At 37.7% G+C, this 16,012-nt stretch carries 17 protein-coding genes and 1 other annotated feature; of the genes, 14 read left to right on the top strand and 3 right to left on the bottom strand.

Annotated elements, in window-relative coordinates:
* The first annotated feature begins 82 nt into the window (after positions 1-82).
* From rpsO to ACVWM0_RS09210, 5 genes are all read left to right on the top strand, one after another.
* Positions 83-352: a 30S ribosomal protein S15 gene (rpsO, locus tag ACVWM0_RS09230; RefSeq protein WP_476472348.1), complete on the top strand. Its 270-nt coding sequence runs from the start codon at positions 83-85 to the stop codon at positions 350-352.
* Positions 353-545: 193 nt separating this feature from the next.
* The gene (gene pnp / locus ACVWM0_RS09225; RefSeq protein WP_476472347.1) at positions 546-2,681 is read left to right on the top strand and encodes a polyribonucleotide nucleotidyltransferase; all 2,136 of its coding nucleotides are present in this window, start codon (positions 546-548) and stop codon (positions 2,679-2,681) included.
* A 313-nt stretch (positions 2,682-2,994) separates the two neighbouring features.
* The gene (locus ACVWM0_RS09220) at positions 2,995-3,483 is read left to right on the top strand and encodes an Rrf2 family transcriptional regulator (RefSeq protein WP_476472346.1); all 489 of its coding nucleotides are present in this window, start codon (positions 2,995-2,997) and stop codon (positions 3,481-3,483) included.
* Between the two features lie 3 nt (positions 3,484-3,486).
* A complete protein-coding gene (locus ACVWM0_RS09215) occupies positions 3,487-6,219 on the top strand; it encodes a YhgE/Pip domain-containing protein (protein WP_476472345.1) in 2,733 nt (910 codons plus the stop codon).
* A 101-nt stretch (positions 6,220-6,320) separates the two neighbouring features.
* Positions 6,321-6,923, top strand: a complete 603-nt coding sequence (locus ACVWM0_RS09210) for an alpha/beta hydrolase (protein WP_476472344.1) — start codon at positions 6,321-6,323, stop codon at positions 6,921-6,923.
* An 18-nt stretch (positions 6,924-6,941) separates the two neighbouring features.
* Here the strand turns inward: ACVWM0_RS09210 and dhaS are convergent, their stop codons facing one another.
* The gene (gene dhaS, locus ACVWM0_RS09205) at positions 6,942-7,538 is read right to left on the bottom strand and encodes a dihydroxyacetone kinase transcriptional activator DhaS (RefSeq protein WP_476472343.1); all 597 of its coding nucleotides are present in this window, start codon (positions 7,536-7,538) and stop codon (positions 6,942-6,944) included.
* A 168-nt stretch (positions 7,539-7,706) separates the two neighbouring features.
* On the opposite strand from dhaS, the gene dhaK reads away from it, so the two are divergent.
* The 6 genes from dhaK (at position 7,707) to ACVWM0_RS09175 (ending at position 13,049) form a co-directional block, all read left to right on the top strand.
* Positions 7,707-8,693: a dihydroxyacetone kinase subunit DhaK gene (gene dhaK, locus ACVWM0_RS09200; protein WP_476472342.1), complete on the top strand. Its 987-nt coding sequence runs from the start codon at positions 7,707-7,709 to the stop codon at positions 8,691-8,693.
* Positions 8,694-8,705: 12 nt separating this feature from the next.
* Positions 8,706-9,287, top strand: coding sequence for a dihydroxyacetone kinase subunit DhaL (gene dhaL, locus ACVWM0_RS09195; protein WP_476472341.1), 582 nt, complete (start codon positions 8,706-8,708; stop codon positions 9,285-9,287).
* A complete protein-coding gene (gene dhaM / locus ACVWM0_RS09190; protein ID WP_476472340.1) occupies positions 9,287-9,655 on the top strand; it encodes a dihydroxyacetone kinase phosphoryl donor subunit DhaM in 369 nt (122 codons plus the stop codon). The genes dhaL and dhaM overlap by 1 nt, the downstream gene beginning before the upstream one ends.
* 27 nt (positions 9,656-9,682) lie before the next feature.
* Positions 9,683-10,816: a glycerol dehydrogenase gene (locus tag ACVWM0_RS09185; RefSeq protein ID WP_476472339.1), complete on the top strand. Its 1,134-nt coding sequence runs from the start codon at positions 9,683-9,685 to the stop codon at positions 10,814-10,816.
* Between the two features lie 109 nt (positions 10,817-10,925).
* Positions 10,926-11,915, top strand: a complete 990-nt coding sequence (dhaQ, locus tag ACVWM0_RS09180; protein ID WP_476472338.1) for a DhaKLM operon coactivator DhaQ — start codon at positions 10,926-10,928, stop codon at positions 11,913-11,915.
* Positions 11,916-12,074: 159 nt separating this feature from the next.
* On the top strand, positions 12,075-13,049 hold the full coding sequence (locus ACVWM0_RS09175; RefSeq protein WP_476472337.1) for an FUSC family protein: 975 nt from the start codon (positions 12,075-12,077) through the stop codon (positions 13,047-13,049).
* Between the two features lie 35 nt (positions 13,050-13,084).
* On the opposite strand, the gene ACVWM0_RS09170 is transcribed toward ACVWM0_RS09175, so the two are convergent.
* Together ACVWM0_RS09170 and ACVWM0_RS09165 are read right to left on the bottom strand one after the other, a co-directional pair.
* The gene (locus ACVWM0_RS09170) at positions 13,085-13,798 is read right to left on the bottom strand and encodes a hypothetical protein (RefSeq protein ID WP_476472336.1); all 714 of its coding nucleotides are present in this window, start codon (positions 13,796-13,798) and stop codon (positions 13,085-13,087) included.
* 81 nt (positions 13,799-13,879) lie between these two features.
* On the bottom strand, positions 13,880-14,533 hold the full coding sequence (locus ACVWM0_RS09165) for a pentapeptide repeat-containing protein (RefSeq protein WP_476472335.1): 654 nt from the start codon (positions 14,531-14,533) through the stop codon (positions 13,880-13,882).
* Positions 14,534-14,672: 139 nt separating this feature from the next.
* Positions 14,673-14,810, top strand: a sequence feature (ribosomal protein L20 leader region).
* Between the two features lie 23 nt (positions 14,811-14,833).
* On the opposite strand from ACVWM0_RS09165, the gene infC reads away from it, so the two are divergent.
* From infC to rplT, 3 genes are all read left to right on the top strand, one after another.
* Positions 14,834-15,358: a translation initiation factor IF-3 gene (gene infC / locus ACVWM0_RS09160; RefSeq protein ID WP_476472334.1), complete on the top strand. Its 525-nt coding sequence runs from the start codon at positions 14,834-14,836 to the stop codon at positions 15,356-15,358.
* Between the two features lie 22 nt (positions 15,359-15,380).
* On the top strand, positions 15,381-15,581 hold the full coding sequence (gene rpmI, locus ACVWM0_RS09155; RefSeq protein ID WP_476472333.1) for a 50S ribosomal protein L35: 201 nt from the start codon (positions 15,381-15,383) through the stop codon (positions 15,579-15,581).
* 70 nt (positions 15,582-15,651) lie between these two features.
* Positions 15,652-16,011 carry a 50S ribosomal protein L20 gene (gene rplT, locus ACVWM0_RS09150; protein ID WP_476472332.1) on the top strand — a complete coding sequence of 120 codons (360 nt, stop codon included), beginning with the start codon at positions 15,652-15,654 and terminating at the stop codon, positions 16,009-16,011.
* Position 16,012 lies beyond the last annotated feature (1 nt).

The raw sequence follows: 16,012 nt of genomic DNA, 5'->3' as shown, positions 1-16,012 counted from the left end.
CAAATATGTCCTATTACTAGGTTCTTCGAATCACCAACGACTTACTCAGTAATATGGAAAAAAACTTATAGAGGTGAAAGAAATGGCAATTACAAAAGAACGCAAAAACGAAATTATTAAAGAGTACGCTCGTCATGAAGGAGATACTGGTTCTCCAGAAGTACAGATTGCAGTATTAACAGCTGAAATCAACGCACTTAATGAGCATGCTCAAATGCACAAAAAAGATCACCATTCATACCGTGGTTTAATGAAAAAAATCGGACACCGTCGTAACTTATTAGCTTACTTACGTAACAACGATGTTCAAAGCTACCGTGAATTAATCCAACGTTTAGGATTACGTCGTTAATCATTACACATGATACCATTAGAAAAGTGAGGTCTAGATCGGATCTCGCTTTTCTTTTAATGAAAAAATAAAAAAAGAAGCGAAACAGTGGCTAAACGACTACTATGCAAATGTGAATCAGCAAGCAAAAACGTGGTGATTGACATTTGTTTAGTAGAGTAATGACGCGTTTTGCTAAGAAGGAGATACAAACATGAATTCTGAAAAAAAAGTATTTTCAACCACATGGGGTGGACGCCCTTTATCAGTTGAAATCGGACAATTAGCGAAACAAGCTAATGGCTCAGTGTTAGTAAGATATGGAGATACGGTTGTCTTATCCGCAGCAGTGGCTTCTAAAAAAGCTAAAGATGTAGATTTCTTCCCATTAACAGTAAACTACGAAGAAAAAATGTATGCTGTAGGTAAAGTACCAGGTGGGTTTATCAAACGTGAAGGTCGCCCAAGCGAACGTGCCACATTAACAGCTCGTTTAATTGACCGTCCTATTCGCCCAATGTTTGCTGAAGGCTTCAGAAACGAAGTTCAAGTAACAAACGTTGTAATGAGTGTGGAACAAGACTGTTCTCCAGAAATGGCAGCAATGCTAGGGTCATCTTTAGCCTTGAGCATTTCAGATGTGCCATTCAATGGTCCGATTGCTGGTGTTAATGTGGGTCGTATTAACGGAGAGTACGTTATCAACCCTACCGTAGAGCAAGCAGAAGAAACGGACATTGAGTTAACAGTAGCTGGAACAAAAGAAGCCATTAACATGGTTGAAAGTGGTGCTAAAGAAGTATCTGAAGAAGATATGTTAGGCGCATTGTTATTTGGTCATGCTGAAATTCAACGTCTTGTTGCATTCCAAACAGAAATTGCCAAAGAAATCGGCAAAGAAAAAATGGAAATAGCTTTACTTCAAGTAGATGCTGACTTAGAAACAGAAATTAATGACGCTTATAAAGGCCGTATGGTTGAAGCCATTCAAACAGAAGAAAAATTAGCTCGTGAAGATAACATTAACGACTTAAAACAAGAAATTACTGAATTATACGAAGAAAAATTTGCTGATCATGCTGAATTAGCTAAAATGATGAAAGAAGTACGTCAAATTTTAGAAGACATGGAAAAGAATGAAGTACGTCGTTTAATTACGATTGACAAAGTTCGTCCAGACGGTCGTAAAATTGACGAAATTCGTCCATTAGATTCTGAAGTAGGGTTATTACCACGTGTTCATGGTTCGGGATTATTCACTCGTGGACAAACACAAGCCTTAACATCATGTACTTTGGCACCTCTTGGTGAGCACCAAATTATTGATGGTTTAGGAATAGAAGAGAGCAAACGATTCATCCATCATTACAACTTCCCACAATTCTCAGTAGGCTCAACAGGACCTACAAGAGGACCAGGTCGTCGTGAAATTGGACACGGAGCTTTAGGTGAGCGTGCCATTGCACAAGTTATTCCTTCAGAAGAGGATTTCCCATACATGATTCGTCTTGTATCGGAAGTATTAGAATCAAACGGTTCTTCTTCTCAAGCAAGTATTTGTGGTAGCACTTTAGCTTTAATGGATGCCGGTGTCCCAATCAAAGCACCAGTAGCAGGTATTGCTATGGGACTTGTGATGGACGGAGATAACTATACTATCTTAACGGATATTCAAGGCATGGAAGATCATTTAGGAGACATGGACTTTAAAGTAGCTGGAACAGCAGCAGGTATTACCGCTCTTCAAATGGATATCAAAATTGAAGGAATTACTGAAGCTATCCTAACAGAAGCACTTGCGCAAGCGAAACGTGCACGTATGGAAATCTTAAGTAATATCACGGCAACCATTGCTGAACCACGTGAAGAATTAAGCCAATACGCACCTAAGATTGAAATGATTCAAATCAAACCAGAGAAAATCAAAGATGTTATTGGTAAAGGTGGAGACACAATCAATAAGATTATTGAAGAAACAGAAGTTAAGATTGATATTGATCAAGATGGTAACGTAAGTATCGCTCATTCAGATCAAGCTAAAATTAACCGTGCGATTGAAATCATTAAAGATTTAGTTCGCGAAGTTGAAGTAGATGAAGTTTACTTAGCTAAAGTGGTTCGTATTGAAAAATTTGGTGCATTTGTTAACTTATTCAAAGGTAAAGACGCACTGGTTCATATCTCTCAATTTGCTCACGAACGTGTGAACAAAGTAGAAGATGTGGTTAAATTAGGCGATGAAATCCTAGTTAAAGTGACAGAAGTGGACAAACAAGGCCGTGTGAACGCGTCTCGTAAAGCCATGATTGAAAAACCAAAAGAAGAAAAAACAGAAGAAACAAAAAAATAGAGTGACAGATGCCGAGTAGAGCTATCTACTTGGCATTTTTTTGTAAAAAAAAGGGGAAGCTCTCTTTATTTATGGTATAATAAGTAGGTAAAATAGTGTTGATATGTTGACTGGTTGCATGTGAAGGCAAGGTGTTTGTTCCTCTGCTTTTTTTATGACACGAGGCCTCTTTTTTTTGTCTTTTTCTATTATATAAGCTCTTTTTTTAATCCCTTTTTTGTAAAAAAGTATAAAGTTAGTTTTAACTCGTTGCATTGTGGATAAAGAAAGTCTATAATAGCTATTTGAAGTAGAGAAAGGAATGTATTTTTTCATGAAATTAACCAATGCAACCGAGCAAGCCATTGCAATTATTGCGATTTTAGCGACACAAGATGAAAACATTCCAGCATCATCGAATGTGATATATCAAAAGCTATCTGTGTCTCAGTCGTATGTTAAGAAATTATTACGAAAATTAGTAGTATCAAAGGTCATAGAAGGTGTGTCAGGTAATAATGGTGGTTTCTACATTGAAAAAAGTTTGGAAGAGATCTCTCTGTTAGAAGTAGTAGAGGCAATAGAAGGGCCGTTTCAATCATTTCCTCATATTGGGGTATTAGAACGCGCTTTTTCCGACTACAATGAGATTGCTCAAAATGGTGATCATGTGATTTCAAATGTTTTTTTACAAGCAGATAAAAAATGGGCTGAGGCACTTGGCGTTGTAACACTTCAAGATGTGTTAGCAGATGTATTTATTGATTATGGAGAGATTCCAAGACGAAATTGGAACGAATACGAAGTGGGAAAAGAGGCGTAAAGAATGCAAGGGTTTAAACACGTATTAGAAATATTTAAACTAGATTGGCAAAGGATATTTAAGAATAAGCTCACGTTTGTGCTAATGATTGCGCTAATGTTTATACCATCGCTCTATGCATGGTTTAATATTGCTGCTTTGTGGGATCCGTACTCAAATACAGGGGATATTAAAATTGCCGTGTATTCAGATGATAAACCAACCACAGTCATGGATGAAGAAGTGGCGATTGGTGAGGATGTTATAGAAAATTTGAAGAGCAATGATTCTTTAGCGTGGCAATTTGTTGATTCTAAAGAAGAGATGGACCGAGGCGTTAAGAATGGTAAATATTATGCAAGTATTTATTTGCCGTCTGATTTCTCAGAGAACTTAGTAAGTTTTGTTAAAGGGGATATTAAAAATCCAGAGATAGAGTACACGGTCAATCAAAAAATTAATGCGATTGCTCCTAAGATTTCAGATAAGGGAGCAGGGACCATTAAGGACAATATCTCAACAGAATTTATAGATACTGTAAGTAAAACGTTGATGGATGTTCTGAATGAAATCGGATTTAACTTAGATAGTAACTTACCATCTATTAGAAAAATGACAAGTAAGATTTTAGAAATAGATGATAACATGGATGAAATAGATGGCTACACGAAAGACATCTTAGAGTTAAATAAAAAAATGCCAGAATACAAAGATAAGTTATCTAAAGCCAATGAGTTTGTGGATTTAATTCCTGAATTGAATCAATCGGCTAATAAAGTGGTTGAGTTAAACAAAAAAATGCCACAAATTGAAGCAACAGGAAACATTGTGTATGATTTACAAGCTAAGATTCCAGAACTTCAAAATGCTGGTCGCCAAATAGCGATGATTGATCAGGACTTTGGTGATGTGGTCGATATGATGGATCAAGCCATTGAGGAAGCCAATAAAGGCTTAGGTATTATTAGTGACGCGCAGAAAGTATTGCCAGAGGTTCAACATTTAGCAGAGACTGCTAATACCATGATCCCTCAAGTGAATGATAGCTTAGAAGAAGTGAAAAATGCAATGCCCCATATTGCAGATGGTATTGAATGGGGATTAGATATAGTTTATCAAGTATCGATTGCAACGAGTAATACTGCTTTAAATTTATCAGATATGATAGGATCTATAACTGAAAATGATCTAACTGAACAACAACAGGAAGACATAAAAACAGGAATAGAGAAAGTAGGAAGTGGTCTAGAAGCTCAGAGTAGAATGCTTGAATCTACTATCAAAATGCTTGAAGAATTACAAGCGATAACAGGTTCACATCGTTTGGATGGACAAATAGAGCAACTTAAAAATGTAAAAATAGCAGTAGATGGAACGAATCGACGTGTAGTTAATATACTAGATAATTGGGACACGTTAAAAGATGCCCCGCAAACATTGGCTGATATGTTAGAAAGAATCAGTCAAGACGCTTCTAATATAAGCGCTCTTATTATGCAAGTTGATGTAGACGCGATTCGAAATGAGGCAGATATCTTGATTAAGGATGCGCAAGAGGTACTGAATTCTGCTGGTAACATTACAGGAAGTGTTGTGGATGATCAATTGATTCAACGTCTAGATGCGTTGATGACAAGTACGTCAGGAACCATTCAAGAAGCAGTCAAATTCTTAGAACGTTACCGTCAAGAAATGCCTGCGATTCATCAAGAAATTCATTCAGCCAATGAATTGTTGAATGGTAACATGACCTTAATTGTGAATGGTATTAATGATGGGGCAAGTTTCTTTACGAATGAATTTCCTCAGTTAAAAAACAAAATGACTAAAGCGTCTAACTTTATTCAACAAGATTTACCTGGTATTGAAGAGGATGTTAAAGGTACCATGAAAATGGTGAATGACAAAGCCCCTCAATTAGAAGATGCCTTGGCATCAGCGGCAACCTTGATTCAAGAAGATTGGCCTGAAATTAAGGACAAGATTCATGATTCAGCAGAACTTATCCGTAAGGGTGAGGAAGATGTGGATTTAGAAGAAGTGATTAAACTTCTAAAAAATGATGCCAATAAGGAAAGTGATTTCTTTGCAGGACCTGTTAAGTTAAAGACGACGGATGTTTATCCAATTCCTAACTACGGTTCAGCAAGTACCCCGTTCTATACAGCTCTTTGTTTATGGGTAGGTGCGGTATTGTTTTCAAGTATTGCGTCAACGAAAGTTCATTTAAGCAAACACCAACAAGAACGATACACTAAACGCCAACAATTCTTAGGAAGAATGATGACTTATTTAACAGTCGGTTTCTTCCAAGCCTTGATTGTAGTGTTAGGAAATCAATGGTTACTAGGAGCTTATACGGCTCATCCAATTTGGAACATTATCTTTGCGTTAATTATTGATTTGGCTTTCATGATGATGGTGTATGTCCTCGTCGCCTTGTTTGATAACTTAGGTAAAGGGGTAGCGATTATTATCCTCGTCTTATCTATTTCAGCAGGTGGAGGGAACTTCCCAATTGAGATGTCTGGGCCATTCTTTAGAGCGATTCACCCATACATTCCATTTACTCATGCGGTGAATTTACTGCGAGAATCTGTAGGGGGTATTTACTGGCCAGCTGCAATGAAAGCTATCTCTGTTTTAGTAGGTGTCACCATCGCCTTCTTCATTATGGGGTATATCCTTTATCCGAAAGCTGAAAAATTATTCAATAAAGTCAGTGAAGTCTTGAAAGATGGTCATATTTTACATTAAAATATTTCCCTTAGCTCTGTATGAGTTAAGGGATTTTTTTTAGGTTCATTTGGTGCGTTAGTTGTAGTAAAATGAAAAGGAATCTACAAGGAGGAGAAGAGATGAAGCATGTTTTTATTGAGGGTGAAGCACAAGCCCCAGTTTTTGTATTACTTCATGGTACTGGAGGAGATGAAACCTCTCTTATAGGGATAGGAAAAGAGTTAGCCCCTAAGGCAAGCTTGTTAGGAATCAAAGGTGACATTTCTGAGGAAGGTAGAACCCGGTATTTTCACCGATTAGTTGAAGGTGGTTATGACGAACAGGAAATGTGGGATAGAGGGGTCGCCCTTGTTGACGTTATCAAAACTTGTAGTGAAACATATGGTTTTGCGCTGGATAACATCATATTGGTGGGTTACTCTAATGGAGCGAACATGGCCATTCACCTACTGCTCAACGAATTAATCACAGTTAAAGGGGTTATTTTATTTCACTCCTTATACCCTATGCCACCTAAGTCAACGGATTTGCATCGCTTACCTGTCTTTTTAACCTTTGGTGAAGAAGATAAGATTGTCTCTGTGGAAGAAAGCCACCGTGTGGAAGAAATGATGAGGGCGTCTAATGGGGAGTTAACGGTCTTATGGACAAGAGGTCATTTGATCCATTTGAAGGAAATAAAAGAGGCTAGAGATTGGTTAGAAAAGAGATGGATTAAATAAAAATAAAAACGCTTGATATTACTCTGTTGTTAGAGAGGTATCAGGCGTTTTTTTAGTAGGTAGAGATAACCCGTGAAAAGAGTCTTGGATAACATGGATTAAAAAATCCCCAAGTTCATCTTTGGATGAGAGGCAATCATCAAGGACCCATTCAGTAATAAAAGAAGACAACCCAAAGGCTTGGAAACGAGCCAGTTTTTGGATGTAATCATCGTCTTGTTTGTTAAAGTCTAATTTTTCTTGTTCTAAAATACTTAAGATGAAATTTTCTGTATGATTGACAAAATATTGATCGAAAGAATTTTGTTCTTTTAGCATTAACGTTTTTTTATAAAAAAGTTTATTTTTTTCAAAGTAGTTAAGAAGCCTGGGGATAATTTTAGTCCAATGGTCATAATTAATGAAGTGCTCCATTGTTTCAGACATGTCTTGTTGATAAATCCATTCTAACAAATCGTACTTATCACTAAAGTGATCGTAAAAGGTTTGTCTACGATAGTCTGCGTGAGTCATGATTTCAGTAATTGAAATTTTTTGAAATTCTTTGGTTTTCATAAGGTCCTTAAAAGCATAGGCGATGACTTTTTTGGTAATTAATGATCCGTTAGAGGTCACAAGATTTCCACCTTTCTCTTCTTTAAGATAAGAATAACAATATCTAGTCTAAAAAACAAACACAAAAAAGAAAGCGGACACATTGAATTCTTTGTCCGTTCCTTAGAAAGCCTTTTCATACTAAGATAAGAGTATCAAAAGAACAACAAATTGAGAGGAGATTTACTAATGAAAAAAATCATTAACCAACCAGAAGATGTCTTGAACGAAATGCTAGAGGGGTTAACATTTGCTTATAGTGATCTTGTTGAACGTGTTGCTGAAACCGATGTCATTGTAAAGAAAGATAAAGAAGCAGGCAAAGTGGCGTTAGTCAGTGGTGGTGGTAGTGGTCATGAACCATCTCATGCAGGATTTGTTGGACGAGGCATGTTGAGTGCAGCGGTATGTGGGGAAGTGTTTACGTCACCAACACCGGATCAAGTACTCGAAGGAATTAAAGCAGCTGATCAAGGAGCTGGGGTCTTCTTAATTATTAAGAACTATTCAGGTGACGTGATGAACTTTGAAATGGCAAAAGATTTAGCGGAAATGGAAGGCATCGATGTTGAAACAGTGATTGTAGATGATGATATTGCTGTGGAAGATAGCTTATACACAGCTGGACGTAGAGGCGTTGCTGGAACGGTCTTAGTTCATAAGGTATTAGGAGCTGCAGCAGAAGAGGGACGCTCGCTTCAAGAAATGAAAGAATTAGCAGATAAATTAGTACCAAACATCAAAACATTAGGTTTGGCTTTAGCCGGTGCGACGGTTCCAGCTGTTGGGCATCCTGGATTTGAATTAGGAGCGGACGAGATTGAATTTGGTGTAGGGATTCACGGAGAACCTGGTTACCGTAAAGAAAAATTACAACCTTCTAAAGAATTAGCAAAAGAAATTGTTGGTAAACTAAAACAAGAATTTGACTGGAAACAAGGTGACACCTTTGGCTTACTGGTTAACGGATTAGGTAGCACGCCATTGATGGAACAATTTATTTTCATGAATGATGTTAAAGGGTTACTAGCTGAGGAAGGTTTAAACATCACATTCAAAAAAGTAGGCGACGTGATGACGGCCATTGATATGACAGGATTATCATTAACGATGATTCGTTTAGAAGACGACTGGTTAGATTTATTAAACACAAGCGTAACAACTATTGCTTGGTAAGGGGAGAAAGAAATGGAAACAGCAGCAATTTTAAAATGGTTAGAATTATTTACAAATAAAGTGGTAGAAAACAAACAATATTTAAGTGATTTAGATAGCGCAATTGGTGATGGGGATCACGGAGCAAACATGGCTCGTGGTACAACAGAGATGATGAAAGCTATTAAAGAGAAACAACCAGAAACACCAACAGATATTTTTAAATTAGCAGCAATGACACTGATTAGTAAAGTGGGGGGCGCGTCTGGTCCTTTATACGGTTCAGCGTTTATGGGCATGACGAAAGCATCAATGAAGACCGATGACTTGGCAACGATTTTAGAATCCGGTGCAGAAGACATTCAAAAACGTGGTAAAGCAACATTAGGTGAAAAAACAATGCTTGATACATGGTTACCTGCGATTGACGCACTAAAAGCAGGGGATTTAACCATTGAAAAAATACAAGGATTTGCAGAAGCAACAAAAGACATCAAAGCAACAAAAGGACGCGCTTCCTATTTAGGTGACCGCTCGATTGGTCACATGGATCCAGGTTCTGTATCAAGTGCTTACTTGTTTGAAACAATGATAGAAGCGGGAGTGATGAAATAATGAGTTTAGGAATCGTAATGGTGTCCCACGTATCTGACGTGGTTCAAGGAATTGAGCGTTTAATCAGAGAAGTGGCACAAGATGTTTCAATCACCTTAGCAGGTGGAACGGAAGAAAACGGTGTCGGAACTAGTTTTGACAAAATATTAACGGCCTTTGAAGCGAATGAGGCAGACACTATTCTTGCTTTTTATGATTTAGGAAGCGCCAAAATGAATTTAGAAATGGCCATGGAAATGACGGATAAAGAAGTTATTTTATTCGATACAGCACTCTTAGAAAGCAGTTACACAGCTGCAGCTTTAATTCAAGCAGGAGCAGAATTTGATGTTATTAATGAACAATTACAACCTTTAAAGGTGAAGTAATAAAAAAATAATACGGGGGAACTAACAATGAGAAAAGCATTTATTTGTCCAACTAAGTATGTTCAAGGAGAAGATGAGATTTTAAATTTAGGTTACTATGTAAAAACCTTTGGCTCATCGGCTTTACTAATTGCTCACCAAGATGATATTGATCGTGTGCAAAAACAATTAGATGAAACAGCTGAGAGATTTGGTATCAAGATTGTTGCGAGTCAATTTAATGGTGAGTGTTCAAGGCAAGAAGTGGCACGTCTACAAGAAGTCGCAAAAGAAAACCAAACAGACTGTGTGATTGGTCTTGGTGGTGGTAAAGCAATTGATACGTCTAAGTGTGTGGCAGAAGGCGAAGCTTTAATCATTGTCCCAACAATTGCAGCAACAGATGCACCAACGAGTCATTCTGCTGTTCTTTATACAGAAGATGGTGAATTTGATGACTATGCTTACTTTAAGCAAAGTCCAAGTGTGGTGATGGTGGATACTAAAATTATTGCTAATGCACCAACACGTTTCTTAGTAGCAGGTATGGGAGATGCGTTATCAACTTTATTTGAAGCACGCGCGACAGCAAGATCTTATTCTAATGTCAATGCTGGCTTACCAAATGGTTACTTAACACACGAAACACCGCCAGCTAAAAATACGATTGCAGCCTATACTTTAGCAAAAGTATGTTATGAAACCTTGCTAGAAAATGGGTATAACGCAAAAATTGCTTGTGATAATAACTTAGTGACACCTGCCTTAGAAAACATTGTGGAAACCAATATTTTACTATCAGGTCTAGGATTTGAAAGTAGTGGATTAGCAGGTGTTCATGCGATTCATGATGGTCTAACAGCTCTTGAAGGAACACATCATTATTTCCACGGTGAAAAAGTGGCGTTTAGTGTGATTTGTCAACTTGTTCTAGAAAATGCACCTGTGGAAGAACTACATGAAGTTCTTGATTTCAGTTTATCTATTGGCTTACCTGTCTGTCTTGAAGACATCGGTGTTGAGTCTATCACCTTTGATGAAGCAATGGAAGTGGCTGAAAAAGCATGTATTCCTGAAGAATCAATTCACTCAATGCCATTCCCAATTGTCGAAGAAGAAGTGGCAGCAGCAATTATTGCAGCTGATAAGATTGGAAAAGATTACAAAAATAAACAAGCATAGGTTTTAAGCTAGAGGGAAAACCTCTAGCTTTTTCTTTTTAACTTCCTTATCTATTGAAACCATGTTGTTTATGTTAAACTAAAGTGAATAATAGTGGAGGAAGAGGACAATGACACAGATTATTAATAAACCAAAAGATGCCGTTTCTCAAGTCTTGAATGGTGTGGCTTTTATTCATCAAGAGAGATTAGAACGCATTACTGGGACAGGTATTATGACTTATAAAAAACAACAAGATAAACAAGTCGTAGTCATCAGTGGAGGTGGTAGCGGACATGAGCCGGCACACTTTGGCTATGTAGGTGACGGGATGTTAGGAGCCAGCGTGAGTGGTCCGATGTTTACCCCACCAAAATCAGAGGAAATTCTTCAAGCGATTGAACAAATGGATCAAGGCCTAGGCGTTTTGTTAGTGATAAAAAATTTTGAAGCGGATGTGACGGAATTCTTAAGAGCAGAAGGTTTGGCTCAAGAAAAAGGCCATCAAGTTGCTCACGTGATTGTCAATGATGATTGTTCAGTGGAATCCGGTAGTTTTGAAAAAAGACGTCGTGGTGTGGCAGGGACTGTACTGGTTCACAAAATAGTCGGAGCTGCGGCGAAAGAAGGAAAGGACTTAGCGACATTAGCCCATTTAGGTTCTGAAGTTGTATTGTCCATGAATACGCTAGGCGTGGCTTTGTCTAGTGGTTTGACATTGGGGAAAGAACATCCGGCGTTTGATCTGGGACCGGGAGAAATTTCGTTTGGTATTGGTATTCACGGGGAAGCGGGCTACCGGACAGAAGCGTTCTTCTCTTCTGAGGTTTTGGCGAATGAGTTACTGAACAAATTACTGGTCCATTACCAAGACCCTGAGCTTAACCGCTTTGCTTTGTTAATTAATGGGTTAGGTACGACCACCGTGATGGAGCAGTATATCTTTGCAAATGATTTACAACGATTGATGGCTCTTGAAGGGTTAGAAGTCGTTCATAGTAAGGCTGGTAATTTTATGACGTCAACGAATATGGCGGGGATTTCTGTTACCTTATTAAAAATAAAAGAAGATAAATGGTTGGATTACCTAAATGCAGCAACAGATGCCTGTGCGTGGTAATTATCAGCATCTAAAGTATTCATAGGATATAGGATTCTCTTGGAGTTATAGGTTTTGATGGAAGAGATGAACGAAACAGGTTCATCTCTTTTTGTGTTTTATTTTATATTATAAGTATGGTATAGTGCTCTACACTAGTAAAATAGGAGGAAGGACATAATGAAAGAGATTACTAAAGAATCTTTAGTAAAAAATTTAATACAGACAATAGGTATTATTGCGTTTATTACCATGTGGACACAAGTATTTGGACAACAAGAAACACTTGTTGCTGTTGCCGGAATAACAGGAGTACTTATGGGGCTTCATTTATCTTTACCTACGTCATTTAAAGAAGGGATATTGGCATCAAGCGTGGGCTTTTTTATTTTTGGTAGTATTGCTTCGCTTAATATAATAGTAACAACGCCTCTTTTTTTTGTCGTCAATTTGGTTAGTATCACAGCGTTAATGTTTTTGTTCGGCACACCGTTTCAATATAAGCACTACATGCCTTATATTTTGGTGTACATCTTTGCAGCAACCACCCCAGCAGAAGGATTTAACGTACAGACAAGGATTGTAAGTTTAGGTATTATGGGACTTTGTTTAGGGGGTGTTTATTGGGTTAAGCACCAAAAGACTAGAACAATACCACCGGCCTTGCTGGATACAGCAAAATGGCAACCAGACCTCATGAAGGTTTCTTTGACAATGAGCTTAGGTATTAGTATTGTATTACTCGCTCAACAGCAAATTCATTTCCCAAGAGCTATGTGGATTTGTATGACGATTATGTCTTTAACTCAAATGGAGAGAAGCGTTAGTAAAGAACGGTTCAAAAAGCGTTTGTTAGGAAGCACATTAGGAATGATAGGTTATATTCTTCTTTTTGAGATGCTTATCCCAGTTGAATTTCAATATATCTTAGTCTTTGTGTTGACTTATATTTACAGTTTTGCAGAGGATTACTTGATTCAAGTTGTTTTCATTACGTTCAATGTTCTCTATGCAGCACAGGTAACATGGCCTTTAGGAACGGCCTTTGTTACGCGTATTGGTTTTATTTTAGTTGGAAGTGCGTTGATGATAGGTGCTTTATGGTTAGTGGAACGTGTGGTTAAAAGATACAGTGTTCCAGATAAAAGCATATAAAAATAACCTAGAGAAACAGTTCTCTAGGTTATTTTTTATTCCACCACGGTTAATTCATGAATGGTTTGACCTTGGTCATTTTTAAGTTCTAACCAACTGTTTGTACCAGCGTAGTATAGGAATAGACCGACCTCGTTGACGCTTTTTAAGATGATGTCGTCAGTTGTTACACAATCAGTCACTTTATCATGATGTTCTGATCGGATTTTGTCCCCCATTTTGGCACTAAAACCAACCGAACCATCCTTGTTGAGGGGGGCTTCAGCCATCATCGTCGCCCCTTTTTCGATGCGCATTTCATTTCGTTTCTGCCAATACACAGTGGCAGTGCTAGAACGAGTGTCCACATAAAATGGCATAGTACTGATCTCTTTGGTCCATTTGTGCCGAGCTTTGGGGCCTTTTTTAGGTGTCATAGAATACCCAACGCGGTCTAATAGAGTCAGAGTATTGGCTATAATGGGCTGCTCTTTAGCGCTATCTGAAGCTATCTGTTGTAGGAATAGATCATTCCATTCATTGTTTTCAAAAGAGATGAGGGTGCATTCGTCGTATTTTTTCTTTGTGTTCTCTTTAGAAACAGGGGTTATGCCACTTGCTATAAGGTGTCGTTCTTTAAAAAATAAATAGACAAGTCCGTCTTTTTCTAAAGCAGGGGGCATCGTATTTTTATAACTGGTGATGGTCCACGCTTCAGTCTGAAATTGGGTGTACTCGTCGGTTATGGATAATTGTGCATCAATAGACATCTTTCAATCACTCCGTTTCGATGGTTTAGTTTAATGATAAGTATAAGGTCTTTTTTCATTCTAGGATAAAATAATGCTCAATTAGGACGAAATCAAGGGTTCATCAATTAAAAGACCTAGGGATAAGGCAAGAGTAATAGCTTGCTCTGTATTAACGGTCAGTCCACTCATTAAATCTGGAGAAAACAGTAAGGTTTCAAAAGAACAAGTCATCCAATTGAGTCCTTTTAGAGGCGTATTTAGCCAAGAACTACGGTCCAGTAAACAAGAGTCAAATAAGAGATGTTGCCAAGTAACGTCGCAAAACTCAGTATCTATTAATTGAGAGTCTTGAAACAGAACACGTTTGAATCTAGTAAAATTAAAGGACGAATAGGCCAATGTACAATTGATGAATTCACAATTCTCTATATGGCTTTCAGCAAAATTAGTTCCGGTGAACTTACAATTTTTAAAGACAACACGGTGAAAAGAACTTTCTAACCACTCAGTATTGGAAAAATCACACGAAATAAAAAGGCTATCTTTACATTCCAATGTTCTGATGTGTTGGTTGGACATAGTAACACGTTCCCAGCTGGTTGTGTCAATAGCGAGATAATCAACATCATTGTCAAAGGTTAGGGTCATGTTAGAAAGAGAACGTTGAGCAATATCTAGTTCTTCTGATAATTCTAATTCGTGACAAGGAATGAGAGAATTGGGTAATTTAGGTGGGGTGATTTTAACGGCCATAAGTAAAACCTCATTTCTGTTTATAGTTGTTAATATAAGATAACTTAACAGTAGCACATCAAGGTGAAGGAAACAAAATAAAAAAAGTGGATAAAAAGGTTGACAAATTCTTAAAACAGCGTATAATCATAGGAGTTGAGAAACAAAGCAGAAGCACCGCTTCTCGCCTGAATCATTTGTGTGATTGGGCTAGATAGAATAAATCTTATTGTGAAAACAATGAAGGAATTTATTTTGGTGCGGGTCTTTATAGAAAGACTCGTTTTTTTCTGTGTTTTTCTCTAATAAACTTGGAGGTGAATGACCATAGCAAAAGATATTATGGTGAATGACGGCATTCGTGCGAGAGAATTACGATTAATTGCAGCAGACGGAGAGCAGTTGGGTGTTAAAACAAAAGCTGAAGCGTTAAAGATAGCTGAAGATGCCAACCTAGACGTAGTCTTAGTGGCACCAAACGCGAAGCCACCAGTTGCGAAAATTATGGACCATGGCAAATTCCGTTTTGAACAGCAAAAGAAAGAACGCGAAGCCCGAAAAAAACAAAAAGTGATCAATGTTAAAGAAGTTCGCTTAAGTCCAACAATCGATGTCAACGATTTTAATACTAAATTGCGTAATGCTCGTAAGTTTCTTGAAAAAGGAGATAAAGTGAAAGCTTCTATCCGATTCAAAGGTCGTGCTATTACCCATAAAGAAATTGGTCAGAACGTCTTAAATCGTCTTGCTACTGAAACAGAAGATATTGCGACAGTAGAACAAAAAGCGAAAATGGATGGCAGAAGCATGTTCATCATGCTGGCGCCTAAAGCAGATAAGCAGTAAACAATTTGAGGAGGAAATCCAAATGCCAAAAATGAAAACTCACCGCGGACTAGCTAAACGTGTTAAACGTACTGGTAATGGCGGATTAAAGAGATACCGTGCGTTTACAAGTCACCGTTTCCACGGAAAAACTAAAAAACAACGTCGTCAATTACGACGTCCACGTATGGTTTCAAAAGGCGATTACAAACGTATTCGTCAACAATTAACTCGTATGAAATAGTTTTTTAGTTTCTGATAATGACTAAAAAATCCAAAGAAATTAAAAGAGAACAACTCAAGGAGGAATTATCATGGCACGTGTAAAAGGTGGAACAGTAACTCGCCAACGTCGTAAAAAAGTGCTTAAGTTAGCTAAAGGCTACTATGGCTCAAAACATACATTATTCAAAACAGCAAAAGAACAAGTGATGAAATCTCATACATACGCATTTAGAGATCGTCGTCAAACAAAACGTAACTTCCGTAAATTATGGATCGCTCGTATCAACGCAGGCGCTCGTATGAACGGTTTAAGCTACAGCAAAATGATGCATGGCTTAAAATTAGCTGAAATTGATATTAACCGTAAAATGTTATCTGAATTAGCTATTCATGATGCAGAAGCTTTCACAGCTTTAGCAGAAACAGCTAAATCAGCTTTAGAAGCTTAAT

It is taken from the genome of Vagococcus sp. 211, from assembly GCF_056322705.1.
The sequence above is the reverse complement of the archived record's forward strand: the minus strand, read 5'-3'. Positions and strand labels throughout refer to the sequence as shown.

Coding starts and splice junctions, on each gene's coding strand:
- rplT (WP_476472332.1), top strand. CDS start 15,652: ATGGCACGTGTAAAAGGTGGAACAGTAACTCGCCAACGTCGTAAAAAA.
- dhaL (WP_476472341.1), top strand. CDS start 8,706: ATGGAAACAGCAGCAATTTTAAAATGGTTAGAATTATTTACAAATAAA.
- ACVWM0_RS09175 (WP_476472337.1), top strand. CDS start 12,075: ATGAAAGAGATTACTAAAGAATCTTTAGTAAAAAATTTAATACAGACA.
- infC (WP_476472334.1), top strand. CDS start 14,834: ATGACCATAGCAAAAGATATTATGGTGAATGACGGCATTCGTGCGAGA.
- ACVWM0_RS09170 (WP_476472336.1), bottom strand. CDS start 13,798: ATGTCTATTGATGCACAATTATCCATAACCGACGAGTACACCCAATTT.
- dhaQ (WP_476472338.1), top strand. CDS start 10,926: ATGACACAGATTATTAATAAACCAAAAGATGCCGTTTCTCAAGTCTTG.
- ACVWM0_RS09220 (WP_476472346.1), top strand. CDS start 2,995: ATGAAATTAACCAATGCAACCGAGCAAGCCATTGCAATTATTGCGATT.
- ACVWM0_RS09210 (WP_476472344.1), top strand. CDS start 6,321: ATGAAGCATGTTTTTATTGAGGGTGAAGCACAAGCCCCAGTTTTTGTA.
- dhaK (WP_476472342.1), top strand. CDS start 7,707: ATGAAAAAAATCATTAACCAACCAGAAGATGTCTTGAACGAAATGCTA.
- rpmI (WP_476472333.1), top strand. CDS start 15,381: ATGCCAAAAATGAAAACTCACCGCGGACTAGCTAAACGTGTTAAACGT.
- dhaM (WP_476472340.1), top strand. CDS start 9,287: ATGAGTTTAGGAATCGTAATGGTGTCCCACGTATCTGACGTGGTTCAA.
- pnp (WP_476472347.1), top strand. CDS start 546: ATGAATTCTGAAAAAAAAGTATTTTCAACCACATGGGGTGGACGCCCT.
- rpsO (WP_476472348.1), top strand. CDS start 83: ATGGCAATTACAAAAGAACGCAAAAACGAAATTATTAAAGAGTACGCT.
- ACVWM0_RS09165 (WP_476472335.1), bottom strand. CDS start 14,533: ATGGCCGTTAAAATCACCCCACCTAAATTACCCAATTCTCTCATTCCT.
- ACVWM0_RS09215 (WP_476472345.1), top strand. CDS start 3,487: ATGCAAGGGTTTAAACACGTATTAGAAATATTTAAACTAGATTGGCAA.
- ACVWM0_RS09185 (WP_476472339.1), top strand. CDS start 9,683: ATGAGAAAAGCATTTATTTGTCCAACTAAGTATGTTCAAGGAGAAGAT.